Genomic DNA, 25,200 nt, shown 5'->3' on the forward strand with positions numbered 1-25,200 from the left:
ATGGAGACGACACCTTCGCGGGAGCCCGGCTCCCGTCTCGAGCAGTGGCGCGCCGGCTGGCGCGTGTCTCTCCGGATGGCCCGCCGCGACGTCCGCCGTCATCGCGGCCGGAGCCTGCTCATCGTGGTCATGGTCGGGCTGCCCGTCCTGCTCCTCACCGCGGCGACGACGCTGTGGTTCACCGACGACCTCGACGACTCGGAGCGCCTGCCCCTCCAGCTCGGGCAGAGCCAGGGGTTCGTCCTCGAGCCCCAGCCCGTCCAGCAACGGCAGCTCATCGACCCGATGAGCCAGCAGGGCTGGCCGGGCGACGGCACCCCGCCTCCGGCCCGTCCGGTCCCTGGCCTCACCCCTGGGAGCGAGCTGCACGCCCTCGCCGAGCTGCTGGGGGCCCGGCTGACCGAGATCTCCTCCGTGCCGGCGACCATCCGCTCGGGCGAGCACTTCCTGTCGGGGCTCGTCGTCGGGGCCGACCTCGCCGACCCCTCCGTCCTGGCGCCTCGGGTCACCCTGCAGTCCGGACGCTGGCCGAGCGGTCCGGGCGAAGCCCTCGTCACGCCGCAGGGCATCGAGCACGGGCTGCCGAGCGCCGGCACCCTCGGCCTGCGCGCCCTCGGTTCGAACGGCGAGCAGCCTGAGCGGGCCGTCACCATCGTCGGAGTAGGCCTCGGCTTCGAGTCCCAGGGCGCCGCCTACCTCCAACCCGCCGACCTCGTCACGACGCCGGTGACCTCGGACTACGCCGCGCGCCAGTGGCTCGTCCAGCGTGCCGAACCGATCACGTGGAGCGACGTCGAGCGCCTCAACACCTACGGCATCGGCGTCTTCAGCCGCTACGTCGCCGAGCACCCGGAGACGGTGACCCGGCACGCGGACCACGCAGTGGGCGGCAGCACCACGGTCCTGGTCGTGAGTCTGTCGTCCCTGGGGCTCGTCCTCCTCACGACGCTCCTCGCCGGTCCTGCCTTCGCGGTCAGCGCCGCCCGTCAGCGCCACACCCTCGCGCTCGCGGCGTCCAACGGGGCGACGACCCGGCAGCTGCGACGCACCGTCCTCGGCCAGGCCCTCGTCCTCGGCGTACTGTCCGCACTCGTCGGCGCGGGTCTCGGCGTCGCTAGTGGGCTGGCGGCCGTCCTCGTCACGCGTCACGTCAGGCCGGACCTTCTCTTCGGCCCGACCCAGGTGCCCTGGGCGGCGGTCGCCCTCGTGGCAGCGACGGCCGTGCTCAGCTCGGTCGTCGCAGCCGTCATCCCGACCCGCGGTCTCGGCCGGCTCGACGTCGTCTCGGTGCTGCGCGGGCAGAGCGTCTCCCCCCGTCTGCGGCGCCGGGTCCCGGTCGCCGGGGCGGTGCTCGTCGTCGCGGGAGCCGCCCTCGTGACGTGGGCGTCCTTCGGCGAGCCGCACTCGGCCATCGCGAGCTTCGTGGGCGGCTCGGTGGCCGTCGTCATCGGTGCCCTCCTCCTCGTCCCGCTCGCCCTCGCCCTCGTCGCACGGTCGGCCCACCGCCTGCCCCTGCCGCTTCGAATAGCGGCTCGTGAGGCAGGGCGGCAGCGAGGCCGGGCGACGCCGACGGTCGCCGCGATCATGGCCGGCGCCTCGGTCCTCGTCGTCGTCTGCATCGCGCTCGAGGCCGAAACGACCCGCGCGGCCCGCGACCACGTCGACCTGGTCCGACAGGGAGAGGCCCTCGTGCAGGCGCCAGCCCAACGGCTCGGCGACCTGGCCGAGACGGTCCGGGCGGGCGCTCCGAACCTGCACCCCCTCGTCCTGGACGACCTCGTGGACTACAGCACCGAGAAGGGGCGACTCGTGCTCGCGGCTCAGCGCCCGGGCTGCAGCGCCGCGCAGATCGCCCCGCAGCTCGTCGGGGGCAACGTCCCCCAGAGCCCGAGCAGCGCGTGCGCCACCGTCGCGTCGTTCGGCCGTGACGTCCCCGGCTCGAGCCTGCAGGGCGCCGACCTCGGGGACCTCACGGCATACGCCGACCTCACGCCGGCTCAGCAGGGGGCCCTCGCGAGCGGCGCCGTGGCGGTCGTCGACCCGACCGAGGTCGCCGGCCTGCCCCTGCCGTCCCCCGATGGGCACCCGGTCCGCGACGTCGACGCCGTCCGGCCCCTTTCGCTCGACGAGTCGGGCGGCGTCGCCACCTTCGCGCGCTGGCGCCTCGCCGTCGACGACTCGGGTGCCTGGCTGCCGCCACGGGCCCGTGACATCGAGACCGTGCGCCTGCCCGTCGTCCACCTGTCGAAGGAGCAGTGGACCCGTCTCGTCGTGTCGTACTCCGGTGGACCGGCGGCCCTCGTCACGACCGACACAGCCCGGCGACTCGGCCTGCCCGTGTCGCCGACGGTTCTCCTCGCGCGGGCTGACGGCGGCATCAGCCCGGATCTCGAGGCCCGCGTCAACGACGCCGTCCGTGCGCGCCAGGGCGAGGCAACCTTCGTCGTCGAGCGCGGTTACCAGCGCGACGACGGCCTCGCCCTCCTCGTCCTCTTCGGCGTGATCGGCCTCGTCATCCTCGTCGCGACGCTCATCGCGACCGCCCTCAGCCAGGCGGAGAACGCCCCCCTGCTCAGAACACTCGCAGCAGTCGGCGCGACCCGCCGCACCCGACGGGCGCTGGCCGGGTCCCAGGCCCTCTACCTCGGCCTGCTGGGAGCGGTGCTCGGCGTGCTCGTCGGGCTCGCGCCGGGGCTCGGCGTGGCGCGGGTCGTGCTGACGACGTTCGCCGACGACGGCACGCGGAGCCTGCCCGCGACGATCCCGGTGCCGTGGCTGCAGATCGTGCTCCCCGTCCTCGTCGTGCCGGTCGTCGCAGGGGCACTCGCCTGGGTCTCGATCCGTCGCGCCCCGGTCGTCGTGCGCCGGGCAACGTGATCCACCGGTCCCGCCGCAGGGGCGCTCGGGCTCAGGGCCAGCCGTTGGACCCTGGGGATCGGGTCCGCCCTCCCTTCGGAGGATGGTGGGGCAGGATGGACCGCATGAGCGACGCGACCGACCGCCCCGACCGCACCTCCGACGCTCCGGCCGCACGGGCCGAGCGCGACGAGAGCCGGGTCGTCATCGTCACCCCTGACGGCATGGGGGTCGGAGGCGCGTCCGACCAGGACGCCCCTGCAGGGCGCACCGAGGGGCAGCCGGCCGGGCACGAACACCAGCACGAGCACGAGCGGACCAACCCCGCCGACCTCGTCGAGGAGCCGGCCAAGGTCATGCGGATCGGGTCGATGATCAAGCAGCTGCTCGACGAGGTCCGCAACGCGCCGCTCGACGAGGCCGGCCGCCGGCGGCTCGCCGACATCCACCACCGCTCCATCGAGGAGCTCAAGGCCGGTCTCGCACCCGAGCTCGTCGAGGAGCTCGACCGGATCACCCTGCCCTTCAGCGACGAGTCGCCGAGCGACCCCGAGCTGCGGATCGCCCAGGCCCAGCTCGTCGGCTGGCTCGAGGGCCTCTTCCACGGCATCCAGACGGCCCTCGTCGCCCAGCAGATGGCCGCCCAGCAGCAGCTCCAGCAGATGCGCGCACTTCCGGCGCCCGGCACGAGCTACGGCAACCCGACCGAGCTCGACGGTGGCGAGCGTCCCGGGCCGACCGGCCAGTACCTCTGACCACCCCGCCGCACCACCCTCCGGGTCGATGTATCACCGCGTGCCCTGAGGCGCGGAGATACATCGACCCGGGAGCGGGGTGGGGCTCAGAGCCAGCTCGAGCGTTCCCGTTCCGACGGGACGACGTCGGGGTTCCACTGGGTGAACGGCCGCTCGAGCCGATAACGATGGTCGGGCTGGCGGAGCAGGACGACAGGCTCGGCGTTGTCGGGGTTGTCGAGCGACTCGAAGTACTCGACGCTCCAGTGGAACCACCGCATGCAGAAGAGGCGCATGGTCAGGCCGTGCGTGACGATGACGACGTTGCGCGGGGCCGCGGGCGAGTCGAAGTTGCGGAACATCGACTCGAGGAACGTCGAGACCCGGTCGTAGACGTCGGACCCGGACTCACCGTCCTTGAACCGGTAGAAGAAGTGGCCGTAGCGGTCGCGCGCGGCCCGCTGCTCGGCGATGTCGGCCGGGTCCTGGAAGTTGGCCCAGTCCTGCTCGCGCAGGCGCGGCTCGACGCGGACGTCGCCGGGGGCGACGGGCAGGGCGAGCGCCTCGAGGGTCTCCCGTGCCCGCAGGTAGGGCGAGGCGTAGACGTCGACCGACTCGCCCGCGAGGATGCCGCGGAGGGCCTCCCCGGTCCGGCGGGCCTGCTCGTACCCGCGGGGCGTGAGGCCCACCCGGTGGTCCGGGATCCGCTCGTAGACGGTGTCGTCGACGTTGCCTTCCGACTCGCCGTGACGCACGAGGATGATCCGCCGGGGCCGGTACTCGAGGCTCACCACGCCAGCGTAGGGTTCACGGGCCCCGCTTGGCTCGGCCCCTGGCGGCCCACGGCGCGACGACGAACCACAGCCACGCGAACCCCGCGGCGAAGGTGAGGACCATGACGACGGCGCCCGAGTCCGCCCCGAGGAGCGACTCGCCCCAGGCCACGAGGACGACGAGCGCGAGGGTCAGGGCAGCGACGATCGTCCATCGCAGCGCGGGCCGCATGCGCCACCTCCGTCGGTCTGGTGCTCGTCGGGCTCGGGTCCGAGACGTCGGTCGAGAGCTGGGTCCGAGCTCCGTCGAGAGCTCGGTCGACCCGATGGGACCACTCGAAGGTGAACGGCAAGGGCATGTCCGGTGTCCGGGACACGGACTGGGCCGGGCGCGTTCCGGACCGGGTCGCGTGCCGACGCCGCCCGCGGGCCACCTAGTCTGATCGTGATGCGACTGACCCTGCGCGGGCCCCATCCCGTCCTCCGGCGCCGAGCGGCCCTGCTCGGCCGCTGGCTGGCGGTCGTCGTCGCGTGCTACCTCGGTGGCGTCGCCGCGACCAACCTCGCTCCGACGGTCACCGAGACGTCGCACTACCAGGCCGTCCTCCGGCTCGACCCCCTGCCGCGGCACACGCCGGTCCTCCATGCGCCGACCATCATGGGAGACGTCGACCTGTCGTTCACCTCGCCCGTCGTCGCTCCCGGCCTCGACGTCGCGGTGTCGGTCCGTGAGGAGATCACGAGCCTCTTCACCGGGCCGAACGTGTCGGTCCGGGCCCTGCAGCCCTCCGACGCGGAGCTGTCCGACGCGATCCGGTCCGCGGCGATCGGGGTGGGGTGGCGCTTCGCGCTCGGCGCGCTCGTCGTCGCGGCGGGCCTCTCCCTGGCGGTCCACTATGCCCGGAGGCGACGCCCCGAGCTGCCCCACCTCGTCCTCGTCGCGAGCGCCCTTGTCGTGACGTGTATCGGCACCGGGGTGAGCACGGCCCTGACGTACCAGCCGAGCCGGTTCGCGTCGTACAGCACGACGGGCGTCCTCGGCACGGTCCAGCGCAACGCGGGCCTCCTCTCCGGCGTCGAGGCCCGCGCCACGGAGGCGACGCCCTACCTGCGCAACCTTCTCGCCGTGTCGCAGGCGCTGCAGGAGAAGTTCGTCCCGGCCGAGCTCAACCAGCCGGTCGCCGCGCGGTTCCTGCTCGTGTCCGACATCCACGGGGCCAACTCGTACGCCCTGATGCGCACGATCATCGCCCAGGAGCAGGTCGACGCCGTCATCGACGCGGGCGACCTCGTCAACTTCGGCCGGGTCCAGGAGGCGGAGGCCGCCGGGATGCTCCGGGGGATCGCCTCGCTCGGGGTCCCGTACATCTTCGTCAGCGGCAACCACGACCGGTCCTCGCCGACCGACCAGTCGCTCATCGCCCGGCTGGCACGCATCCCCAACGTCGTCCTGCTCCAGCAGCCCGACGGCGCCCTGCGCGAGCTGTCCTTCCACGGGCTGCGCCTGACGGGGTTCAACGACCCGCGCTACTTCGGCGACGACAACACGGACCCCACGGCCAAGGAGGCGCCTGCTGTCGACGCGTACAACACGGCGATGGCCGACCAGCCGGAGAGCGACCTCGTCGTCACGCACGAGCCGTATGCCGCGAAGGCCGTGGACCGGGGCCGCATCCTCGTCAACGGGCACATCCACACGGCCTTGCTCGACGGCCACCGGATCCAGGTCGGGACCTTCACCGGCGGCGGCGTCGTGGCGCACTACGCGGAGGGGCCCGACGCCGAGCTGACCGGCCAGCCGTACGCCTTCGACGTGGTCACGTTCGGCTCCGCCTGCACCCTGACCCAGCTGACCCGCTACAGCTACCGCAACCTCCTCGAGGGGCGGCCGGCCTACGACAGCGTCCAGGTCATCAACGGCACGACGATCGACCCCGAGGCCGCGACGACACCCCCCGCCGCGCAGCAGCCCGGGGCCCAGCAGGGGGCGAAGGACAAGCGCACGTGCAGCCGGCTCGAGGACACGTCCATCCGGACGATCCCGAACCCGGCAGCGGCGACCCCGACGACCGGCTCGACGACGCCCTGACGCTCAACCCCGCAGCTCGGGGAACTGGTCGTCGCGCCACTCGAGGGCCGGCTGGGCGGCGTGGGTGGCCTCGAGCTCGGTCTCACGGCCGCGCAGCTCGACCCGGCGGATCTTGCCCGAGATCGTCTTGGGCAGCTCGTAGAACTCGATGCGCCGGACCCGCTGCCACGCGGCGAGCCGGGCCCGGGCGTGGGCGAGGATCGACCGGGCGACGTCCTCGCCGGGCTCGTGGCCGGGAGCGAGGGCGATGTAGGCCTTGGGCACCGCGAGACGGACCGGGTCGGGCGAGGGCACGACGGCCGCCTCGGCGACGGCCGGGTGCTCGATGAGGACGGACTCGAGCTCGAACGGGCTGATCTTGTAGTCACTCGCCTTGAAGACGTCGTCGGTCCGCCCGACGTACGTGATGTACCCGTCTGCGTCCATCGAGGCGACGTCGCCCGTGTGGTAGAAACCGCCGGACATCGCGTCGGCGTTGCGCTGCGGGTCGCCCTGGTAGCCGGTCATGAGGGGCACCGGCGCGGCCGCCAGGTCGAGGCAGATCTCGCCTTCGCGCACGCCGTCGGGCCCGGGCTCGGTGACGGGCTCGTTGGTCAGCGGGTCGACGAGGACGACGGGGCAGCCGGGCAGCGGACGCCCCATCGAGCCCGGCTTGACCGGCGAACCGGGCGTGTTGCCGACGGCGGCGGTCATCTCGGTCTGGCCGTAGCCGTCGCGCAGGGTGAGCCCCCAGGCCTGCTCGACCCGGGCGATGACCTCGGGGTTGAGCGGCTCGCCGGCGCCGATGACCTCACGCAGGGCGCCCGGGCCGCCGGACAGGTCGGCGTTGATGAGCATCCGCCACACGGTCGGGGGCGCGCAGAGCGACGTCACCTCGTGAGTGCGCAGGACGCGGAGCAGGGCGGCCGGGTCGAAGCGCGTGTAGTTGTAGACGAAGATCGTCGCCTCGGCGATCCAGGGCGCGAAGAAGCACGACCACGCGTGCTTGGCCCAGCCCGGGCTCGAGATGTTGAGGTGGACGTCGCCCGGACACAGACCAAGCCAGTACATCGTCGAGAGGTGACCGACCGGGTAGGAGCGTTGGGTGTGCTCGACGAGCTTGGGCTTCGACGTGGTGCCCGACGTGAAGTAGAGCAGCAGCCGGTCGTCGGGCCCCGTCCCCGGGTGCTCGGCGGGCCCGGCGACCACGTCGTATGCCGCTGAGTAGTCCTCCCAGCCGACCGGCACCTCCGTGCCCCCGGGCGTCGCCGGCGGGACGGCGATGCGCACGTAGTCGCCCGGGACGTCGTCGAACTTGTGGGTCTCGACCGCGTTGGTGACCACAGCCCGGGCGCCGCCGCGCTCCATCCGGTCGACGAGGTCGCCGGGCCCGACGGCGGTCGTCGTCGGCATGATGACGGCGCCGAGCTTCATGACCCCGAGCATCGTCTCCCAGAGCTCGACCTGGTTGCCGAGCATGAGGATGACGGCGTCGCCGCGACCGACCCCGCGACCGGCGAGCCAGGCGGCGACCTGGTCGGACCGGCGGGCCATCTCGTCGAAGGTGACCGAGGCGGCCGACTCGTCCTCCTGGACGATCGTCAGGGCGACCCGGTCGTTGCCCCGGGCGATCGCGTCGAACCAGTCGATGGCCCAGTTGAACCGGTCACCCAGGTCGGGGAACCGGAACTCGGAGACCGCCCTCGCGTGCTCGCCCCGCAGGTCGAGCAGCTGGTCTCGGGCGGCGCGGTAGGCATCGGTCACGCTCGTCGTCGAGGTCATGCCCCCGACCCTGCCACAGCGCCTCAGGTCGTGGCTGGGAGTCAGCGGTACAAGCCGGGCCGGACCTTGACGGTCCGGAGGTCGGTCACGCTGACGCGGAGGATCTCGTAGGGGTAGCCGTGCGCGTCGAGCGCGTCGAGGGCCCGCAGGGTGGCCTCCTCCTCACCGTCGCCGTCCTCGGCGTCGACCTGGACCCGGAAGCCGAACGACGACGCGCTGCGGTCGCAGGTGAACGTGCCGGTCTCGGTGAACCCGATCGACGCGATGTCGGTGTCGGCGAGGAGCTCGGCGCGCTGGAAGTCGGTCAGGCCCTTGAACCTGCCGCGGATGGCCACACGGAACATGCCCTCGACGGTAGCCGCGCCCCGGGAGGCGCCGCACCGGGTTTACCGCGGGCCCGGCCTCAGTCGTCCCCCGGGTCCACCCCGTCCAGCTCTTCGGACTCGTCCGGCGCGGGCCGAGCCTCGCGCACGACGTAACCCGGCCGACCGGCCGCCGCGCGGCCGTTCGCCACCTGCCGTCGCCGCGTGTCGTCCTCGTCGATGAGCCGGTTGATGAGCTGCTGGACGTCGTTGCTGTTGGGGATGTTGTCGAGGGTCTCGTCGGGGCTGTCGCCGGCCGACTCGATGCGGAGCGAGCCGGCGTTGATGATCCGGTCGAGCAGGCTCTGCTCGAAGGAGACGTCGGTGATCTTGGACAGGGTGATGTCCTTGCCGACCTTGGTGAGGATCCCCTTGCGGACCATGACCCGGTGCGAGGTGATGACGTAGTGGGTCGTGCGCCAGCGCAGGAACGGGACGAGCACGAAGGGGATCGCGATGAGGACGAGCAGCCCGACGACGACCCACTGGATCCGGTTGCCGGTCGTGTCGTCGGGGGTCACCGCCGCGACGGCGATCCCGCCCGCGAGGAGCAGGAGGCCGACGAAGCCGGGGACGAGGACGGTCAGCCAGTGCGGGTGGATGCTCCGCTCGACCTGCTCACCCCGGGCCAGCACGTTCTCCGGGAACGCCACGATGTCCTCCTGCAGCCACGACGCGACAAACGCCGGGGACGCCCCGGCCCGTGAGCGCCCAGCCTAGGCGTCCGCCGGGGCGCGTCGCAGCATCCGCGCCGCACGAACGAGCCGTTTCCGGGACGGACGAGGTCGATCGCCCCTACTGTCCGGTATGGGAGGTGTGTCGCAGTGCCGTCCGCCCCGCTTCACCCACGAAGGAGTGCGCCGTGAAGAACACGCCAGCGATCCCCCGCCGTCTCGTCGCCGCCCTGGGCGCTGTCCTGACGGCCCTCGCCGCCGCCCTCGCCCTCGGGTCCCCCGCGCAGGCCGCCGGCACGGGCTACGTCGCCCTCGGCGACTCCTACTCCTCCGGCGTGGGCACCCGGACCTACATCAGCGACGGCACGACGTGTTACCGCTCGGTCTACGCCTACCCGGTCCTCGACGCGTCGGCCCTCGGGCTCTCCCTCACGTTCCGCGCCTGCTCGGGTGCGACGGTCGCCGACGTGACGAACACCCAGCTGTCCGCGCTCACGAGCTCGACGGCATACGTGACGATCTCGGTCGGCGGCAACGACGCCGGGTTCGCCAACGTCCTGACGACGTGCGCCCAGCCCAGCTGGGCGAGCGACTGCTACGGCGCGATCGACAAGGCTCAGAGCTTCATCACCACCACGCTGCCCGGGCGCCTCGCGACGCTCTACAGCGCCATCAGGAGCCGGGCCTCCGCTGCGAAGGTCATCGTCGTCGGCTACCCGCGCATCTTCAACGGCGAGGACTGCAACCTCCTCACGTGGTTCTCCCCGACCGAGGAGTCTCGGCTCAACGCCACCGCCGACCTGCTCAACTCGAAGACCCAGACCGCGGCCGCGAACGCCGGCTTCACGTTCGCCAACCCCACGTCGCGGTTCATCGGGCACGCCGTGTGCGACGACGTCGAGTGGATCAACGGCCTGTCCAACCCCGTCATGGAGAGCTACCACCCCAACAGGACGGGGCAGGCGAGCGGCTACGTCCCCGTGACGAAGCCAGCCTTCGGCCTGACGACCGCCCTCAGCCCGGCTGCGGCGACGGCCCGCGCCGAGAGCCTCGCTCCCAGCCTCGCGAGGGACGCCCAGAGGTATGCCGCTGCCGACCGGACGATCACCCCCGAGACCTTCGTCGCCCCCGACCTCACGTCCCCGCAGATGAGGGCGGCGGCCAGGGCTGCCGGTGTCGACCTGTCGAGCCGGGCGAGCATCGACGCCGTCGACCGCATCGTCGCGGCCCGGCAGGCGGCCGCGTGGGCGGCGAGCCAGCGGTGAGCCGGAGCCCGTCGAGGGCGCCCCGATGAAGCCGACCGTCGTGTCGATCCACATCGCACCCGGTAGGCGGCTGCCGACGCGATCGGTGCCGCGCGTCGAGGCCGAAGCCGGGGTCGGTCTCGTCGGCGACCGCTACCACGGAAGCGCGCACCGCCACGTGACGCTCCAGTCGATCGAGGCGCTCGAGGCCGCGGCCGCCGACCTCGGGCGGCCGGTCGAGCCCGGCCTCACCCGGCGCAACATCACCGTCTCCGGAGGGCCGGTCCCGACGCGGCCGGGCTCGAGGGTCACGATCGGCGACGTCGAGCTCGAGGTCGTCCGGGTCGCCGCCCCGTGCCGGCTGCTCGACGACGAGCTCGGCGAGGGCGCGGCCCGAGCTCTGCACGACCGGGCCGGGACCGTCCTTCGCCTGCTCACCTCGGGCACGATCTCGGTCGGCGACGAGGTCGACGTCCGGGGGCCGTAGCGCAGGGCGGCTCAGGCCGGCCAGACGCCCGAGCTGCCCCGGCGGTGGCTCGTCACCAGATGGGTGTCGATGATCCCGACGGCCTCCATGAGGGCGTACATCGTCGTCGGTCCGACGAAGGCGAAACCCTTCTTGCGCAAGGCCTTCGACAGGGCCTTGGACTCGTCGGACACCGTCGGCACCTCGGAGTGGTCGCCGGGGCGCGGGGTCTCGGCCGGCTGGAAGCCCCAGACGAAGTCGACGAGGCCGCCCTCCTCGCGCAGCGCGACCGTCGCCCGCGCGTTGGCGATCGTCGCGCGGATCTTCATCCGGTTGCGCACGATCCCCGGGTCGAGCATGAGCCGCTCGACGTCGTCGTCACCGAAGCCCGCCACGATGTCCGGGTCGAAGTCAGCGAACGCGGCACGGAACGCCGGGCGCTTGCGCAGGATCGTCGCCCAGGACAGGCCCGCCTGGAAGCCCTCCAGGCAGATCCGCTCGTAGAGCCCCTGCTCGTCGCGGACCGGCATGCCCCACTCGGTGTCGTAGTAGGCCATGAGGAGCGGGTCGACCGCCGCCCAGCCGGGGCGGGCGAGTCCGTCGGATCCAACGACCGTCATGGGAGCGACGATAGAGGCACGTGCCGACACCCTCGGCGCCACCTACGATCGGTCGGGTGATGCCAGCGCTGATCCTCGTGTCGCCCGACCACGCCGCCGAGCTCGTCGACGAGTTCGGCCGCTACCTGCGCGACTATGACGTCCACGCGACCGCGACGACGGCCGAGGCCGAGGCCCTCGCGCAGCGCATCGTCGACGACGGTGGCCAGGTGGCGATGTTCGTCGCCGAGTCGCAGCTGCCCGACGCCCACGTCCTCGAGGCCTTCGGCCGGCTCCGGGCCGTCGTCCCCACCGCGCGGCGCCTCGTCGCAGCCCACTGGTCGCGCTTCCTCGCCGACGCGCCCGCCCTGCGGGCTGGACTCGCCAAGGGGAAGTACGACGCCTACCTGCTCATGCCGCGCGGCGTGCGCGACGAGGAGTTCCACACCGCGGTCTGCGAGCTCCTCTCCGACTGGGGCTCGACGGTCGCCGCGCCGGAGGTCGACAGCGCGCGGATCGTCTCCCCCGGCCCCGACGCGCTGACCCTCGCGATCCGCGACTTCCTCGACCGGATGGGCCTGCCCAACCGGACCTACTCCCCGGACAGCGAGGAGGGCCGGCTCGTCCTCGCCTCGCTCGACGGCGACCCCGTCTACCCCGTCGTCCAGTCGCTCGACGGCGTCGCCTTCTCGCCGCGCTCCGTCCGGGAGGTGGCGATCCGCGTCTACGGCCCGCCGAGCGAGATCGACGAGTCGACGGTCAACGACGTCGCCATCGTCGGCGCCGGGCCGGCGGGCCTCGCCGCCGCGGTCTACGCCTCCTCCGAGGGCCTCTCGACCGTCGTCCTCGAGGCCGAGGCGGTCGGCGGCCAGGCCGGGACGTCGTCGATGATCCGCAACTACCTCGGCTTCCCCCGCGGGATCTCTGGCATGCGCCTCGCCCAGCGGGCGCGCAACCAGGCGATCCGGTTCGGGACGCGCTTCTTCACCGGGTGGTCGGTGACCGAGCTGGAGCCCGGCGCCCCGGGCGAGCCGCACCTGCTGCGCACCGACGGCGGCGACGTCCGCGCCCGGGCCGTCGTCATCGCGACCGGAGTCACCTACCGCAAGCTGCGGGTCCCGGGCATCGAGGACCTCGTCGGCCTCGGCGTCTTCTACGGCAGCGCGATGACGGCCGCCCGCGAGATGGAGGGCGCCGACGTCATCGTCGTCGGCGGCGGCAACTCCGCGGGTCAGGCCGCGATCCACCTCTCGCGGTTCGCGCGCTCGGTGACCATCCTCGTGCGGCGCAACGGGCTCGAGGCGACGATGTCGCAGTACCTCATCGGCGAGATCGCCTACAACCCGCGCATCACCGTCCAGGCATGCTCCGAGGTCGTCGACGGCGGCGGCGAGGGACGCCTCGAGTGGGTCACCGTGCGCGACACCCGTTCCGGCACCGAGACACGCCGCGAGGTATCGGGGCTCTTCCTCCTCCTCGGCGCCGAGCCGCACTGCGAGTGGCTGCCCGATGCGGTGGCACGCGACAGGCGCGGTTTCGTGCTCACGGGGCGAGACGTGCCGTCCGAGCGCTGGACCGAGGAGCTACCGCCCGCGAGCCTGGCGACGACCCTCCCGGGGGTCTTCGCCGTCGGCGACGTCCGCGCCGGGTCGATGAAGCGGGTCGCGGCGGCGAGCGGCGAGGGCGCCTCGGTCGTGCCGCTCGTGCACACCTGGCTCGACCCCGGCACGTGAGGGTCCCGACGCTCGCGTCGGCGGCGAGCGCCACGGCACCCAGCGGCATACGTGCTCGTCAGAGCTCGGTGAGCCGCCCGTCGCGCGAGACGTAGCGGACCGCGAGCGTCGACGCGGCGGGGAGGTTCGTCGGGTCCGTCGAGGAGACCCCGGCCGGTTCGCCCGAGCCGGCCGAGTAGGCGAGGCCGTTCTCGATCCCGGCCGCGCGCGCCTGGCCCGCCCCGACGCCGGCGACCCCGACGAAGGCGACCGCGACCACGGCGCCCGCGGCACGGACGCCGCGACGGAGGGCCGACGGGACGGTGGTCGTTCTGGGGGTGGTGGGGTTCGGTGTCGTGTCCATGTCTCGAGCCTCGAACCGCGCCCTGTGGCTCCTCTGTGCCGCTCCGGTGGGCCGTCGATGGGTCGCCGATGGGTCGCCGACGTTCTGTCGGCCCCTCAGCCCCGGCGGTGGTCGCGCATGGCGAGCCCGACGGCATGCGCGTCATCGCCCGGCTCGGCGAGCAGGCCCTCGACCGCGCCCTCCCGGTCCGCGTCGGAGCGGTTCTGGCCTAGCTTGGCCTTGCCCTCCACCGTGTCGACGAGGACCTCGATGCCGACGATGGCGCGGAGCCGGCCACGGATGTACTTCGCCGGCGCGTCGGTCACGGCCCACGGCGCGGCCCGGTGCGCCTCGTGCCGGTGGGTGAGGCGGGTGACGACGTCGAGGACCCAGTCGGGATCGTCGTGGACCGTGACCGTGCCGCTCAGGTGGACCGCGGTGTAGTTCCAGGTCGGCACGACCCGACCGTGCTCGCGCTTCGTCGCGTACCACCCCGGGGAGATGTAGGCGTCGGGCCCGGCGACGACGAGCAGGACGGGTGCGCCGTCGGTGATGCGCTGCCAGTGGTCGTTCTGGCGGGCGAGGTGGGCGAGGACGCGCAGACCCGCCGGCCCGTCCCCTGGTGCGTCGGGGTCGGACCGGCGGGTGGTGACGATGGGCACGAGGGTCGCGTCGGGACGACCGTCTGGCCCCACCGTGATCAGCTGCGCCGCCGCCTGGGCGGCGAGGAACGAGTCCACCTCGCTCTGCGGCATGGCGTTGAAGGCGGGGACGTACATGGCTCGAACCTACGCGCTCGAGCCGATCAGCTCCGCCCGGGCGGACTTGCTGCGATGAACCTGGGCGGCGGGGCCAGGCGCTCGGACGGGCCCGGGTCGAGCCGCTCCGCGAGACGCCGCAGGACGAGAGCCGCGTGAACGTGACGGTGAACGCGGCGGGGGGCGTGGTGGCGGGTGGCGGTCCGCTCGAGGATGACGTCGCGGGCGATGGCCTCCTGGGGCGTCAGCGCCGGTCGCGCCTCGCGGAGCCCTGAGCCGTGGACGGCGGTGCTCATGCGAGGCTCACCTCCGCCCGCTTGACGTGGATGTCACCGATGCCGGCGTGGACGAAGAGGCTCGTCGTGGCCTCGGCGTCGCCGGGCCCGGACGTCTCCTCGAGGTCGACGTCGACGTCACCGGCGACCGAGTCGAGGTCGAGGTAGGCGGCGACCCCGGCGGCGACCCCGATCGTCACGTCGCCCGTGCCGGTGCGAGCCCGCACCTCACCGCCGTGGACCCCCGCGAGGCGGACGTCCCCGCTGCCGGTCATGACCTCGATGTCGGCGGCGGAGGCCTCGATCCGGACGTCGCCAGAGCCGGTCTTGGCCTTGACGGGCGCCTCGGCCCGGCGGATCTCGATGTCACCGCTGCCCGAGACGAGGTCGGAGCGACCGCCCAGGCTGCCGAAGACGAGGTCTCCCGAACCGGTCTTGGCGCTGAGCCCGCCACGAACCGCCCGGACGGTGACGTCACCCGAGCCGGACCTGAGCTCGGCGTCACCGAGCTCGTGGAAGGACAGCTTGCCCGACCCGGTGCTCGCCCGGACGTCGTCGAGCAGCCCGGTGGCCCTGACGTGGCCGGAGCCCGTCCGGGCGTCGACCGCACTGCCGACGGGCAGGTCGATCTCGACGTCGACCGATCCCTTGCTGCCGAAGCCGAGGAACCCCTCGCGCTTCGGTGCGATGACGACGACCTCGTTGCCGTGCGCCTCGACGGTGAAGCGCTCGGCGAGGTCGGCGCCGCCGCGGCCGCGGGGGACGAGCCGGACACTGGTCGTGAGGGCCTCGGTGGCCCGGAGCGTGACGTCGCCGGCTGGGATCTCGACCTTGAGCGTGATCGGGCCGGTCGTCTCGAAGTGGTGCTGCATCGTCTTCCCCTTGCGGTCGATGGTGTTGTGGTCGGTGGTCGGGTCGGGGCTGCTCATTTGACCCAGCCCTGGACGCGCTTCCTGGAGCGGCTGCGCCCGGGGGCGCCCGGTCCCATCGGGGCGCCGAACTGCGCCCCGAAGGGGGTGCCGGCCCCCTGGCTCGTCGCGAGGCGGACCGCGCCGACGAGCCACGTGTTGAGCGACTGGCCGCGTTTGGCGGCGAGCTCCTCGGCGCGGCCCTTGAGGGCCTCGGGGATCCGCAGCGTGATGCGTGCCGTCTCCTCGCCCTCGTCCTCGAGCGGCATCGCCGCGGTGTCCCCCTCGGCGGGGATGCGGGTGGTGTCGTCCGCCGCGGCCGAGGGGCCCGCACCGACGACGACGAAGACGGGCTCGCGGCCCTGGAGGCGGACCTCGACGTACGCGCCGTCGAGCTCGTTGGTGATCTCGGCGGCGGCCTGCGAGAGCGCCTCCATCAGCGCGAGCCGCGCGGAGGAGTCGATCGCGAAGCCCAGCCGCTCGGCGGCCTGCTCGGCGTCGGGGCCCATGGCCCGGGCCGCCTGGGCGAGGTCCCTGCGAAGTGCTTCGACGTACTCGGTGATGTCCATGTGCACCATGGTGACACCATCGTGGTGTCACGTCAACACCCTTGCGACATCATCTGACGTCACAGGTGACGTCGTATGCCGCTGAGCGGGGTGTCGCACGTCGGCGCGGTCGCCGATCGGGTACGACGGACGCAGAATGGACCTGCGAACGTCCTGCGCCGGCCACGGCGCTCCCCCGCTTCCCGAAAGGGCGTGCCGATGCGCAGCCTCGCGACGTCCGACCGACCCGCCGTCCGGGCGCTCTCGACGGCGATCGGTGTCGTCTCCACCAAGGCCCGAGCCCGCGACTTCCTCAAGGTGGCGCACCGGATGGGCGCCTCGCCCTCCTCGATCGTCCCCCACGTCAAGGACTCCCCGAACTTCAACCACGGCCGCTTCCAGTCCGCGGAGCCGTCGCTGCGACCGCGCTTCAAGGCGCAGACGAGCGCTCTCCTCGCCGCGATCCGCGTCCACGGCCGGGGGCGTCCCGTCGGGGAGATCCCCATCGTCCGGGCCGAGCCACCGAAGGAGCCCGGTGACCTCGCCGTCACGTGGTACGGCCACGCGACCACCGTCGTCGAGCTCGACGGGGCCCGCTTCCTCATCGACCCGGTCTTCGGCGAGCGGGTGTCACCCTCGCTGCGGTCCGGGCCGCGACGGATGCACCCGACGCCCGGCGAGATCGAGGACATCCCGACGATCGACGCGGTCCTCATCTCCCACGACCACTACGACCACCTCGACGAGCCGTCGATCGTCATGCTCGAGCACACCCACCGGCCCCGCTACGTCGTGCCCCTCGGCGTCGACTTCCACCTCATCGCCTGGGGCGTCGCCGCCGAGCGGATCACCGCCCTCGACTGGCGCGAGGAGACCGAGGTGAGCGGCATACGACTCACGTGCACCGAGGCCAGGCACAACTCGGGGCGCGGGATCGTCGACAGCCAGACCCTCTGGGCCGGCTGGGCCCTGCACGGGCCCGTGCACTCGGCCTACTTCGCCGGTGACTCCGGCACGTCCAAGAGGTTCGCCTCGATCGGCGCCGACCTCGGCCCCTTCGACCTGACCCTCATGCCGATCGGCGCCTACGACCGGTTCTGGCCCGACATCCACATGGACCCCGAGCAGGCCGTCGCCGCGCACCGCGACGTCAACCGGATCGGCAGCGACGCCCTCGGACGGGTCGCCGACCGCGCGGGGATCGCCGACGAGGTCCTCGACGGTGACGTGCGGGTCGACACGCCGGGCGGGACCTACGAGGAGGGCGAACGGTCGACGACCACGCGCACCGTCGAGACCGCCGCCCGGAGGTCGCTCCTCGTCCCGGTCCACTGGGCCACGTTCAACCTCTCGATGCACTGGTGGGCCGAGCCGATCCGCCGGGTGCGTCGGGCCGCGGCCGAGGCCGAGGTGCCCGTAGCCTGTCCCCGCGTCGGCGAGCGCGTCGACCTCACGACCGGGACCGCCGACGAGGTCGCGGCCCGATACCAGGAGCCGTGGTGGCAGGCCTGCGCGGCAGAAGGAGACCACGACTGATGGCCCGACTCTTCCCGCGAGTCCCCGACGGCATCACCACCTCCATGACCGGAGCCCTGTCCGGCGCCCTGTCCGGCGCCCTGGCCAAGGCGTCCGAGACGGTCGCGCAGGTGCCTCGGGTGCCGATCCACCGCAGGATGGGGGCCTCGACCCGCAGCATCCAGGCCCGCGTCGCATCCTCGCCGAACTACCGCGACGGCCAGTTCCGCTCGCACGAGCCCGCCCACTGGATCGTCGCCGCGGAGGCCGAAGGTCCGGGCAGCCCGCTCATGAGCGCCATCCGCGAGCGCGGCCGGGGTCGTCCGGCCGGGACCGTTCCCCTCGTGCGCGCCGAGCCGCCGGCCGAGGCCGCGGCGCTCGCCGTGACCTGGTACGGCCACGCGACGAGCCTCGTCGAGCTCGACGGCCGCCGCTTCCTGCTCGACCCGGTCTTCGGCGACCGGGTCTCGCCGTCGAGCTTCGTCGGGCCGCGCCGGCTGCACCCGACCCCGGGCTCGATCGCCGACCTGCCGCCGCTCGACGCCGTCGTCATCAGCCACGACCACTACGACCACCTCGACGAGCCGTCGATCGTCGAGCTCGAGCGGACCCACCAGCCCCACTACGTCGTCCCGATCGGGGTCGACCTCCACCTCGAGTCGTGGGGCGTGCCGACCGAGCGGATCACGGCGCTCGACTGGCGCGAGGAGACAGAGATCGACGGTGTCACGCTCACGTGCTCCGAGGCGCGCCACTTCTCGGGCCGTGGCCTCGCCCGCAACCAGACGCTCTGGGCGGCCTGGTCGCTCCGCGGTCCCGCCCACGCGATCTTCTTCGGCGGCGACTCCGGACCGACGCACCGCTACGCCGACATCGGCACGGACCTCGGGCCGTTCGACCTGACGCTCATCCCGATCGGCGCCTACAGCGTCCACTGGCCCGACATCCACCTCGACCCCGAGCAGGCGATCACCGCCCACCTCGACCTGGGCGGCGCCCCTTCGTCGGTGATGCTGCCCATCCACTGGGCGACCTTCAACCTCGCCATGCACTGGTGGGCCGAGCCGATCCGGCGCGCCCGCCGCGACGCCGCCGAGCGCGGGGTGTCGCTCGTGTGCCCGATGGTCGGGGCCCGGATCGACCTGTCCGACCGAGCGGTCGACGACGTCGTGGCCGAGCACCAGACACCCTGGTGGGAGGGGTGCGCCGCCCCCGACGACCGCGACTGACCTGCCCACCGAGCCCGGCGGCATACGGCCGATCAGGGGATCGGAACGGCACACGGCCACTCAGCGGAGCGGCGGCCGGTCGGCGAAGATCCAACGCCGCATGGCCACGAACCGGACCGCGGTCGACACGACGTTGGCGACGGCGACGACCGCGGTCTGGGCGAGCGTCCCGGCCCCCGGCCACCACACGGAGAGCAGGGCGAGCGCCGCCGTCGTCGCGCTCCACGTGATCCCGAAGATGATGAGCGCCTGGCCGTGGTGGACCGCCATGCGCTCACGTCCGGTGACCCCGAAGGTCCACGCGCGGTTGGCGGCCGTGTTGGCGACCGTCGCGAGGACGAGGGCGATGCCGTTGGCGAGCTGCGACGCGACCCCGCCCCGCACCAGGACCGCGAAGAGGCCGAGGTGCAGGACGGTCGAGACCGCGCCGATCGCCGCGAAGCGGAGGACCTGCTGCGACAGGACCGTCCCCGTCGCGGACGTGGCGGTCACTGGACCGGCTGGGTCAGGTCGTAGAACGTCGAGCCGTCGATCGTGACGGGGGTGAAGGTGTCCTCGACCCACGTCGTGATCTCCGAGGACGCGCTGCTGCCGCCGTTCTGGCCGCCCATCCCGCCGAAGCCGCCGCGGCCGCTCGCCACGAAGTAGTGGATCTGGCCGTTCTCGACGTACTGCTGGAACTGCTCGAGCGTCGGGCTCGGGTCGGACCCGTTGAACCCACCGATCGCCATGACGGGGAGCTGGCTGCCGAGCTGGAGGCCGGCCGCGGTCTGGGAGCCGACGGCCGCAGCGACCCAGGTGTAGCTGGACGCGTTCTCCGAGAGCGCGGCGACGACCTCGGTGCCCGGCGTGGAGGCATCGAGCAGGCCACCCATCCCGCCGCCGGCAGGGGCTCCCGTGGTGCCCGGCCCTGTGGTTCCGCCGGGGAAGCCACCGCGGCCGCCGGGGAAGCCACCGGGGAAGCCACCGCCGCCTCCGGGGAAGCCGCTGCGGCCGCCGGCGGGTCCGGCGGTCACGATCGAGCCGGTGTGGCCCTGGGCGGTCGTCGAGATCGTGTATGCCGCTGGGCCGGCGAGCGCGGCGACGAGAGCGCCCGCGACGACGAACGGGACGGCCCGGCCGTGCAGCCACGTCGTGACGAGGATGAGCACCGCCGCAGCGAGGCCGAGGGCGAGGACGCCGACGCGGAGCCAGTCGCCGTAGGCGGTCGTCTGCGACAGCAGCACGAAGCCCCAGACGGCGGCCGCGGCCGTCGCGGCGGCAAGCGCCACCGACCCGAGCATCGAGGAACGCTTCTCCCACGCCTCGACCGCACCCATGCCGACGAGGGCGCCGATGGCGGGGGCGAGGGCGACGGTGTAGTACTCGTGGAAGATCCCGGCCATGAGCGAGAAGACGAGCATGGTCACGATGAGCCAGCCGCCCCAGACGAGGTAGGCGGCGCGGCGCAGGTCGGTCCGGGGGCGCCGCCCGCGGAGCCAGAGACCGGCCGCGAGCAGGATGAGGGCGCTCGGGATGAGCCACGAGATCTGGTCGCCGACGCTCGAGGAGAACATCCGGAGCAGGCCGGTCGCACCCCAGCTCGGGCCGGCCGCCCCGCCGCCACCCCCAACCGACCCGGTCTCGTTGCCGTTGAGCCGGCCGAGTCCGTTGTAGCCGAAGGTCAGCTCGAGGAAGGAGTTGGTCTGGCTCCCGCCGATGTAGGGGCGCGCCGACGCCGGGATGAGCTCGACGATGGCGACCCACCAGCCGGCCGACAGGACCATGGCGCCGACGGCGAGGAGCGAGTGGACGATGCGCCTGCGCAGGCTCGTCGGGGCGGCGATGAGGTAGGCCAGCCCGAAGAAGGGCACGACGAGGAGGACCTGGAGCGTCTTGGTGAGGAAGCCGAGCCCGATGAAGACGCCGACGATGATCATCCACTTCGGGGAGGCCGACTCGATGGCCTTCATCGTCGCCCACGCGCCGAGCGCCATGAGGAGCGTCAGCAGGGCGTCCGGGTTGTTGAAGGTGAACATCAGCGCCGCGACCGGCGTCAGCGCGACGACCGCACCCGCGATGAGCGCCCCTGCGGCACCGAAGTGCCGGCGCACCGTCGCGTAGACGACCCCGACCGTGGCGACACCCATGAGGGCCTGCGGGAGGAGGATCGCGAACGAGCTGAGGCCGAGGACCCGGACCGAGAGCGCCATGACCCACAGCGACGCGGGCGGTTTGTCGACGGTGATCGAGTTGGCGGCGTCGCTGCTGCCGAAGAAGAACGCCTTCCAGCTCTCGCTCCCGGCCTGGACCGCCGCCGAGTAGAACGAGTTGGCCCAGCCGCTCGCCGTGAGGTTCCACGTGTAGAGCACGAGCGTCGCGAGGAGGAGGCCGAGGAGCGCCGGGCGAGCCCACGCCGGGTCGGACTCGTGGCCGCGCCACAGCCGGCGCAGCCGACCCGCGCCGCCGATGCGCGCAGGTGCCGAGGGGGACGTCGGGTTGTTCGGCCCCGCGGGCGGCGCCGCGGCCCCGGCGTCGCCGGAACCGGTCGAGGGAAGGGTCATCGTGTCCATGTCCAAACCCTCGTGACGCCCGCTGTGCCCTTTCTGTGGACCGACTTTGGCGCCGTGATGAGTGGTTCCAGACCCGGCGCGGCGAGGCGTATGCCGCTCAGCGGGCTCAGCGGCATACGCCTCCTGCGTGGTTCGTCGGGTCGCAGACCGTTCGTTGTCGGCGGCGATGTGTACGTTGTCCACACAGGGGTCCGCGGGGCTCCGCGACCAAGGAGGAGCACACATGACAGAGACGGGATCGACCGAGGCAACTGGGTCGTGGGCGCGTGGGATTGCCGCGATGACCCTCTTCACCGAGGACCTGGAGACGACCAAGCAGTTCTACGTGGACGTCTTCCAGGCGAAGTCCGTCTTCGAGGACGACAACTCGGCGGTCTTCGGCTTCGGCCCGACGCTGGTCAACCTGCTCCGGGCCACCTCGGCGCCCGAGCTCGTCGAGCCCGCGCAGGTCGGCGCACCTGACGCGGGAGCGCGCGCCGTCTACACCGTCGGGGTCGACGACGTCGACGCGGTGTGCGCCCAGCTGGCCGAGCGCGGGATCGTCCTGCTCAATGGGCCGATGGACCGGCCGTGGGGCATCCGCACAGCGAGCTTCCGCGACCCGGCCGGTCACATCTGGGAGATCGCGCACTGACCGAGACCTGTGGGCGCGCCCAGGGGCGGCCCCGACGAACGAGGAGGATGACATGACGCAGGTGACACTGGGCGCCGAGCACGCGGCGCTCCTGGCGCATCTCGGGGGCCAGCGCCGACACGTGCTGGGCATCGTGGAGGGGCTCGACGACGAGCAGATGCGCCGCCCGGTGCTGCCGTCGGGCTGGTCGTGCGCCGGGCTGGTCCAGCACCTCACGCTCGACGTCGAGAAGTTCTGGTTCCGCGGCGTCATCGCCGGGGAGCAGGAGGTCATCGACGAGGTCGCCGCGGCCGCGGGCGTGAGCTCCTGGACCGTCGCCGACGACGTGCCGGCCTCGGCGGTCGTGGCGCGGTATGCCGAGCAGGTCGCACTCGCCGACGCGGTCCTCGCGCGGACGCCGCTCGACGCCGAGCCGGCCTGGTGGCCGGACTTCTTCGGCGAGTGGCGGCTCGACGACCTGCGAGACGTGATCCTCCACGTCATCACCGAGACGGCCTGTCATGCCGGCCACCTCGACGCGACACGCGAGCTCATCGACGGCAGGCAGTGGATGGTCCAGGGCTGAGCCCGCCCGCGCCGGTCAGGCCGCGGGCAGCAGGAGCGAGAAGGTCGTGTCGCCGGGCGCGCTCTGCAGCTCGACTCGGCCACCGTGGGCCTTCGTGACGGCCGCGACGATCGACAGGCCCAGCCCGGTGCTGCCACCGGAGCGGTTCCGAGCGTCGTCACCCCGGGCGAACCGCTCGAAGACGTTGGCCTGCAGCGGCTCCGGCACGCCGGGGCCGTTGTCGTGGACCGCGACGCGCACCCAGTCGCCCTCGGGGCGCACGGACGTCGTGACGCGGGTGCCGTCGGGGGTGTGGGTCCGGGCGTTGGCGAGGAGGTTCACGACGACCTGGTGCAGCCGCGCCGGATCGCCCTTGACCTCGACGGGCTCGGGCGGCAGGTCGAGGTCCCAACGGTGGCCGGGCGAGGCCGCGTGGGCATCGCTGACCGCGTTGATGACGAGCATCGACATGTCGACAGGCGCCTCCTGGAGGGGACGTCCGGCGTCGAGCCGGGCCAGGAGGAGCAGGTCCTCGACGAGCGAGGACATGCGGTTGGCCTCGGACTCGATGCGGCCCATCGCGTGCGTCACCGTCTCGGGAACCTCCGCGGGCTCGCGCCGCGACAGCTCGGCATACCCCTTGATCGAGGCGAGCGGCGTCCGCAGCTCGTGCGAGGCGTCGGCGACGAACTGCCGCACCCGTTGCTCGCTCGTGTGGCGCGCGTTGAGGGCCTCGTCGACGTGGACGAGCATGTCGTTGAACGCCGCGCCGACCTGGCCGACCTCCGTGCGCGTGTCGGTGTCGGCGGGATCGACCCGCTCGGTGAGCGCGACCTTGCCCGTGTCGAGCGGCAGCTTGGAGACCCGCGTGGCGGTCGCGGCGACCCGACGGAGCGGCTCGAGGTTGCGGCGCACGAGCCACGTGCCGCCGACGGCGACGAGGACGAGCCCCGCGCCCACCGTCATGACGGCGATGACGACCATCTGCTGGACCGTGCGCTCGAGCGGCCCGATGGGCAGGCCGACGACGAGCGTGCCGGGAGTGACGAGGGTGCCGCGGCCCGTCGGGTCCGCACTGATCCGGTTCACCCGCTGGGCGATGACGCGGTAGTGGCCCTGCTGCGCGCCGAGGTCGACGTTGCGCGGCGCGGGACCGAGGCCTGCACTCGAGAGCCGCTGCAGCTGCGTCGTCGTGAGCGAGCTGGTCTCGCCGTAGCGGTCGCTCGCGAACCCCCCGGCCGTCACGTCGGCGGCAGAGGGGAGGAAGGCGGTGAGACCCTCGGTGCCGGGGCCTCGCTGGCGGTTGCCGTCGCCGTCATCGCCGGTCAGGTCCGGGGGCCTGGGGTCGGCCACGAGGCGGACCATGGACGTCCGCAGCTGCTCGTCGACCTGTCCGGTCAGCTGGCGCTGGAGGGCGACGACCGTGAAGGCGCCGGTCGCGATGCTGATCACCGTGAAGAGAGCGAGCATCGACGCGACGAGCTTGGCCCGGAGCGTCCAGGCCGACCACGGCCGGATCCGCTCGCGCAGGCCCAGACGGGCAGGGCCCGTGGTCCCGGCGGCACCCGGCGGCGCGGCCGCACCTGCGGGCGCGGCCGCACCCGTCGGGGCGGATCCACGCGTGGGGCCGGCGGCGCCGGGGTTCGAGGCTGCGGGGGTGTCGGGCGCCAGGCCTGCCTCAGACGGCCGGCTTGAGGACATACCCGGCCCCTCGCATCGTGTGGATCATCGGGTCGCGACCCGCGTCGATCTTCTTGCGCAGGTAGGAGATGTAGAGCTCGACGACGTTGGCCTGGCCGCCGAAGTCGTAGTTCCAGACGCGGTCGAGGATCTGGGCCTTGGACAGGACCCGCCGTGGGTTGCGCATGAGGTAGCGCAGCAGCTCGAACTCGGTGGCGGTCAGGTGGATCTCCTCGCCTCCGCGCATGACCTCGTGGCTGTCCTCGTCGAGGGTCAGGTCGCCGACGACGAGCACCGAGTCGGAGGCGTTGACGGCGACGGTCGTGCGGCGCATGAGGGCGCGCACCCGGGCGACGACCTCCTCGAGGGAGAACGGCTTGGTCACGTAGTCGTCGCCACCGGCGGTGAGCCCGGAGACGCGGTCCTCGACGGCGTCCTTCGCGGTGAGGAAGAGGACGGGGACGTTGGGGTTGTCGGCGCGCATGCGACGCAGCACCTCCATCCCGTCGAAGTCGGGCAGCATCATGTCGAGCACGACGGCATCGGGGTCGAACTCGCGCGCAGCGCGGACCGCCTCCATGCCGGTCCCGGCCGCGCGGACCTCCCAGCCCTCGTAGCGCAGGGCCATGCCCAGCAGCTCGGTGAGGTTGGCCTCGTCGTCGACGACGAGCACGCGGACGGGTGAACCGTCGAGGCGTTGGAGTCGAGGGGCGGCGGAGGTGCTCTGGTTGTTCATGCATCCAGTGAACCTGTGGGGACTGTGCGAGCGCCAGCACCTTCCTGTGTGATTTCTGTGCGAGTTCTGAGCCAGTCGTAGCCGCTCGATACGTCGCCCACAGCCCTTCCACAGGCGCCGGACCGAGCGTGATCCCATGACGAACGACCCCGCGCACCCCACCGAGCCCCCGGCCGGCCCGGGCGGCCCGGCCGGCCCGGGCGGCCCG

The 25,200-nt window shown here is 72.8% G+C and carries 25 protein-coding genes; 10 read left to right on the forward strand and 15 right to left on the reverse strand.

Translation table 11 applies throughout. The annotated features are described in order from the left end of the window. Positions 1-2,877 (forward strand): FtsX-like permease family protein, encoded by a 2,877-nt coding sequence (locus tag N865_RS14885; protein ID WP_157557716.1) that lies wholly within the window; start codon positions 1-3, stop codon positions 2,875-2,877. A gap of 104 nt (positions 2,878-2,981) precedes the next feature. Beyond that, positions 2,982-3,611, forward strand: coding sequence for a proteasome activator (locus tag N865_RS14890; protein WP_034807591.1), 630 nt, complete (start codon positions 2,982-2,984; stop codon positions 3,609-3,611). 86 nt (positions 3,612-3,697) lie between these two features. On the opposite strand, the gene N865_RS14895 is transcribed toward N865_RS14890, so the two are convergent. After that, complete coding sequence (locus N865_RS14895; RefSeq protein ID WP_034807594.1) at positions 3,698-4,381, reverse strand: histidine phosphatase family protein; 684 nt, start codon at positions 4,379-4,381, stop codon at positions 3,698-3,700. 16 nt (positions 4,382-4,397) lie between these two features. Beyond that, positions 4,398-4,595 carry a hypothetical protein gene (locus tag N865_RS14900; RefSeq protein WP_034807534.1) on the reverse strand — a complete coding sequence of 66 codons (198 nt, stop codon included), beginning with the start codon at positions 4,593-4,595 and terminating at the stop codon, positions 4,398-4,400. 216 nt (positions 4,596-4,811) lie between these two features. On the opposite strand from N865_RS14900, the gene N865_RS14910 reads away from it, so the two are divergent. Further along, the gene (locus tag N865_RS14910; RefSeq protein WP_034807543.1) at positions 4,812-6,452 is read left to right on the forward strand and encodes a metallophosphoesterase family protein; all 1,641 of its coding nucleotides are present in this window, start codon (positions 4,812-4,814) and stop codon (positions 6,450-6,452) included. Between the two features lie 3 nt (positions 6,453-6,455). Here the strand turns inward: N865_RS14910 and N865_RS14915 are convergent, their stop codons facing one another. From N865_RS14915 to N865_RS14925, 3 genes are read right to left on the reverse strand one after another with little or no spacing between them, the layout of a single operon-like run. Continuing rightward, positions 6,456-8,213 (reverse strand): AMP-binding protein, encoded by a 1,758-nt coding sequence (locus tag N865_RS14915; protein WP_034807545.1) that lies wholly within the window; start codon positions 8,211-8,213, stop codon positions 6,456-6,458. A 41-nt stretch (positions 8,214-8,254) separates the two neighbouring features. After that, positions 8,255-8,557 (reverse strand): DUF6204 family protein, encoded by a 303-nt coding sequence (locus tag N865_RS14920; RefSeq protein ID WP_034807547.1) that lies wholly within the window; start codon positions 8,555-8,557, stop codon positions 8,255-8,257. 59 nt (positions 8,558-8,616) lie between these two features. Further along, entirely contained in the window at positions 8,617-9,228 is a 612-nt protein-coding gene (locus N865_RS14925; RefSeq protein WP_084328267.1) for a PH domain-containing protein, read from the reverse strand. Between the two features lie 209 nt (positions 9,229-9,437). Here N865_RS14925 and N865_RS14930 point away from each other — a divergent pair, with 209 nt between their 5' ends. Beyond that, a complete protein-coding gene (locus N865_RS14930) occupies positions 9,438-10,514 on the forward strand; it encodes an SGNH/GDSL hydrolase family protein (RefSeq protein WP_245603782.1) in 1,077 nt (358 codons plus the stop codon). A gap of 25 nt (positions 10,515-10,539) precedes the next feature. Beyond that, positions 10,540-10,980 (forward strand): MOSC domain-containing protein, encoded by a 441-nt coding sequence (locus tag N865_RS14935; protein ID WP_034807549.1) that lies wholly within the window; start codon positions 10,540-10,542, stop codon positions 10,978-10,980. An 11-nt stretch (positions 10,981-10,991) separates the two neighbouring features. Here N865_RS14935 and N865_RS14940 read toward each other — a convergent pair whose 3' ends face one another. Then, positions 10,992-11,579 (reverse strand): DNA-3-methyladenine glycosylase I, encoded by a 588-nt coding sequence (locus N865_RS14940; RefSeq protein WP_034807552.1) that lies wholly within the window; start codon positions 11,577-11,579, stop codon positions 10,992-10,994. Between the two features lie 59 nt (positions 11,580-11,638). On the opposite strand from N865_RS14940, the gene N865_RS14945 reads away from it, so the two are divergent. Continuing rightward, the gene (locus N865_RS14945; RefSeq protein WP_051510661.1) at positions 11,639-13,291 is read left to right on the forward strand and encodes an NAD(P)/FAD-dependent oxidoreductase; all 1,653 of its coding nucleotides are present in this window, start codon (positions 11,639-11,641) and stop codon (positions 13,289-13,291) included. A gap of 58 nt (positions 13,292-13,349) precedes the next feature. Here the strand turns inward: N865_RS14945 and N865_RS14950 are convergent, their stop codons facing one another. From N865_RS14950 to N865_RS14970, 5 genes are all read right to left on the reverse strand, one after another. Next, positions 13,350-13,634, reverse strand: coding sequence for a hypothetical protein (locus N865_RS14950; RefSeq protein WP_034807554.1), 285 nt, complete (start codon positions 13,632-13,634; stop codon positions 13,350-13,352). 95 nt (positions 13,635-13,729) lie between these two features. Then, positions 13,730-14,392: an FMN-binding negative transcriptional regulator gene (locus tag N865_RS14955; protein WP_034807555.1), complete on the reverse strand. Its 663-nt coding sequence runs from the start codon at positions 14,390-14,392 to the stop codon at positions 13,730-13,732. A gap of 26 nt (positions 14,393-14,418) precedes the next feature. Then, positions 14,419-14,667, reverse strand: coding sequence for a hypothetical protein (locus N865_RS14960; RefSeq protein ID WP_034807557.1), 249 nt, complete (start codon positions 14,665-14,667; stop codon positions 14,419-14,421). Continuing rightward, entirely contained in the window at positions 14,664-15,575 is a 912-nt protein-coding gene (locus N865_RS14965; protein WP_034807559.1) for a DUF4097 family beta strand repeat-containing protein, read from the reverse strand. Before N865_RS14965 ends, N865_RS14960 begins: the two co-directional genes overlap by 4 nt. Then, a complete protein-coding gene (locus tag N865_RS14970; RefSeq protein ID WP_034807602.1) occupies positions 15,572-16,123 on the reverse strand; it encodes a toxin-antitoxin system HicB family antitoxin in 552 nt (183 codons plus the stop codon). Before N865_RS14970 ends, N865_RS14965 begins: the two co-directional genes overlap by 4 nt. A gap of 198 nt (positions 16,124-16,321) precedes the next feature. On the opposite strand from N865_RS14970, the gene N865_RS14975 reads away from it, so the two are divergent. Then, complete coding sequence (locus N865_RS14975; protein WP_034807604.1) at positions 16,322-17,638, forward strand: MBL fold metallo-hydrolase; 1,317 nt, start codon at positions 16,322-16,324, stop codon at positions 17,636-17,638. Beyond that, positions 17,638-18,846 carry an MBL fold metallo-hydrolase gene (locus N865_RS14980; RefSeq protein ID WP_245603783.1) on the forward strand — a complete coding sequence of 403 codons (1,209 nt, stop codon included), beginning with the start codon at positions 17,638-17,640 and terminating at the stop codon, positions 18,844-18,846. The genes N865_RS14975 and N865_RS14980 overlap by 1 nt, the downstream gene beginning before the upstream one ends. Positions 18,847-18,906: 60 nt before the next feature. Here the strand turns inward: N865_RS14980 and N865_RS14985 are convergent, their stop codons facing one another. Both N865_RS14985 and N865_RS14990 read right to left on the reverse strand, forming a co-directional pair. Then, entirely contained in the window at positions 18,907-19,338 is a 432-nt protein-coding gene (locus N865_RS14985; RefSeq protein ID WP_034807561.1) for a GtrA family protein, read from the reverse strand. After that, on the reverse strand, positions 19,335-21,398 hold the full coding sequence (locus N865_RS14990; protein WP_034807564.1) for an ArnT family glycosyltransferase: 2,064 nt from the start codon (positions 21,396-21,398) through the stop codon (positions 19,335-19,337). Before N865_RS14990 ends, N865_RS14985 begins: the two co-directional genes overlap by 4 nt. A 223-nt stretch (positions 21,399-21,621) precedes the next feature. Between N865_RS14990 and N865_RS14995 the strand changes: the two genes are divergently transcribed. Then, complete coding sequence (locus N865_RS14995) at positions 21,622-22,032, forward strand: VOC family protein (RefSeq protein WP_051510656.1); 411 nt, start codon at positions 21,622-21,624, stop codon at positions 22,030-22,032. 52 nt (positions 22,033-22,084) lie between these two features. After that, entirely contained in the window at positions 22,085-22,597 is a 513-nt protein-coding gene (locus N865_RS15000) for a DinB family protein (protein ID WP_084328269.1), read from the forward strand. 15 nt (positions 22,598-22,612) lie between these two features. Here the strand turns inward: N865_RS15000 and N865_RS15005 are convergent, their stop codons facing one another. Together N865_RS15005 and N865_RS15010 are read right to left on the reverse strand one after the other, a co-directional pair. Then, positions 22,613-24,277 carry a sensor histidine kinase gene (locus N865_RS15005; protein ID WP_084328270.1) on the reverse strand — a complete coding sequence of 555 codons (1,665 nt, stop codon included), beginning with the start codon at positions 24,275-24,277 and terminating at the stop codon, positions 22,613-22,615. Next, positions 24,255-24,992: a response regulator transcription factor gene (locus N865_RS15010; protein ID WP_034807567.1), complete on the reverse strand. Its 738-nt coding sequence runs from the start codon at positions 24,990-24,992 to the stop codon at positions 24,255-24,257. Before N865_RS15010 ends, N865_RS15005 begins: the two co-directional genes overlap by 23 nt. Positions 24,993-25,200 lie beyond the last annotated feature (208 nt).

It is taken from the genome of Intrasporangium oryzae NRRL B-24470 (genome assembly GCF_000576595.1).
Lineage (GTDB): Bacteria > Actinomycetota > Actinomycetes > Actinomycetales > Dermatophilaceae > Intrasporangium_C > Intrasporangium_C oryzae.

Excerpts from the sequence above, each read along its gene's own strand:
- N865_RS14920 (WP_034807547.1), bottom strand. The coding sequence starts at position 8,557 with ATGTTCCGTGTGGCCATCCGCGGCAGGTTCAAGGGCCTGACCGACTTC.
- N865_RS14935 (WP_034807549.1), top strand. The coding sequence starts at position 10,540 with ATGAAGCCGACCGTCGTGTCGATCCACATCGCACCCGGTAGGCGGCTG.
- N865_RS15000 (WP_084328269.1), top strand. The coding sequence starts at position 22,085 with ATGACGCAGGTGACACTGGGCGCCGAGCACGCGGCGCTCCTGGCGCAT.
- N865_RS14950 (WP_034807554.1), bottom strand. The coding sequence starts at position 13,634 with ATGGACACGACACCGAACCCCACCACCCCCAGAACGACCACCGTCCCG.
- N865_RS14890 (WP_034807591.1), top strand. The coding sequence starts at position 2,982 with ATGAGCGACGCGACCGACCGCCCCGACCGCACCTCCGACGCTCCGGCC.
- N865_RS14955 (WP_034807555.1), bottom strand. The coding sequence starts at position 14,392 with ATGTACGTCCCCGCCTTCAACGCCATGCCGCAGAGCGAGGTGGACTCG.
- N865_RS15005 (WP_084328270.1), bottom strand. The coding sequence starts at position 24,277 with ATGTCCTCAAGCCGGCCGTCTGAGGCAGGCCTGGCGCCCGACACCCCC.
- N865_RS14965 (WP_034807559.1), bottom strand. The coding sequence starts at position 15,575 with ATGAGCAGCCCCGACCCGACCACCGACCACAACACCATCGACCGCAAG.
- N865_RS14915 (WP_034807545.1), bottom strand. The coding sequence starts at position 8,213 with ATGACCTCGACGACGAGCGTGACCGATGCCTACCGCGCCGCCCGAGAC.
- N865_RS14910 (WP_034807543.1), top strand. The coding sequence starts at position 4,812 with ATGCGACTGACCCTGCGCGGGCCCCATCCCGTCCTCCGGCGCCGAGCG.
- N865_RS14980 (WP_245603783.1), top strand. The coding sequence starts at position 17,638 with ATGGCCCGACTCTTCCCGCGAGTCCCCGACGGCATCACCACCTCCATG.
- N865_RS14885 (WP_157557716.1), top strand. The coding sequence starts at position 1 with ATGGAGACGACACCTTCGCGGGAGCCCGGCTCCCGTCTCGAGCAGTGG.
- N865_RS14990 (WP_034807564.1), bottom strand. The coding sequence starts at position 21,398 with ATGGACACGATGACCCTTCCCTCGACCGGTTCCGGCGACGCCGGGGCC.
- N865_RS14940 (WP_034807552.1), bottom strand. The coding sequence starts at position 11,579 with ATGACGGTCGTTGGATCCGACGGACTCGCCCGCCCCGGCTGGGCGGCG.
- N865_RS14970 (WP_034807602.1), bottom strand. The coding sequence starts at position 16,123 with ATGGACATCACCGAGTACGTCGAAGCACTTCGCAGGGACCTCGCCCAG.
- N865_RS14945 (WP_051510661.1), top strand. The coding sequence starts at position 11,639 with ATGCCAGCGCTGATCCTCGTGTCGCCCGACCACGCCGCCGAGCTCGTC.
- N865_RS14960 (WP_034807557.1), bottom strand. The coding sequence starts at position 14,667 with ATGAGCACCGCCGTCCACGGCTCAGGGCTCCGCGAGGCGCGACCGGCG.
- N865_RS14975 (WP_034807604.1), top strand. The coding sequence starts at position 16,322 with ATGCGCAGCCTCGCGACGTCCGACCGACCCGCCGTCCGGGCGCTCTCG.
- N865_RS14995 (WP_051510656.1), top strand. The coding sequence starts at position 21,622 with ATGACAGAGACGGGATCGACCGAGGCAACTGGGTCGTGGGCGCGTGGG.
- N865_RS14900 (WP_034807534.1), bottom strand. The coding sequence starts at position 4,595 with ATGCGGCCCGCGCTGCGATGGACGATCGTCGCTGCCCTGACCCTCGCG.
- N865_RS15010 (WP_034807567.1), bottom strand. The coding sequence starts at position 24,992 with ATGAACAACCAGAGCACCTCCGCCGCCCCTCGACTCCAACGCCTCGAC.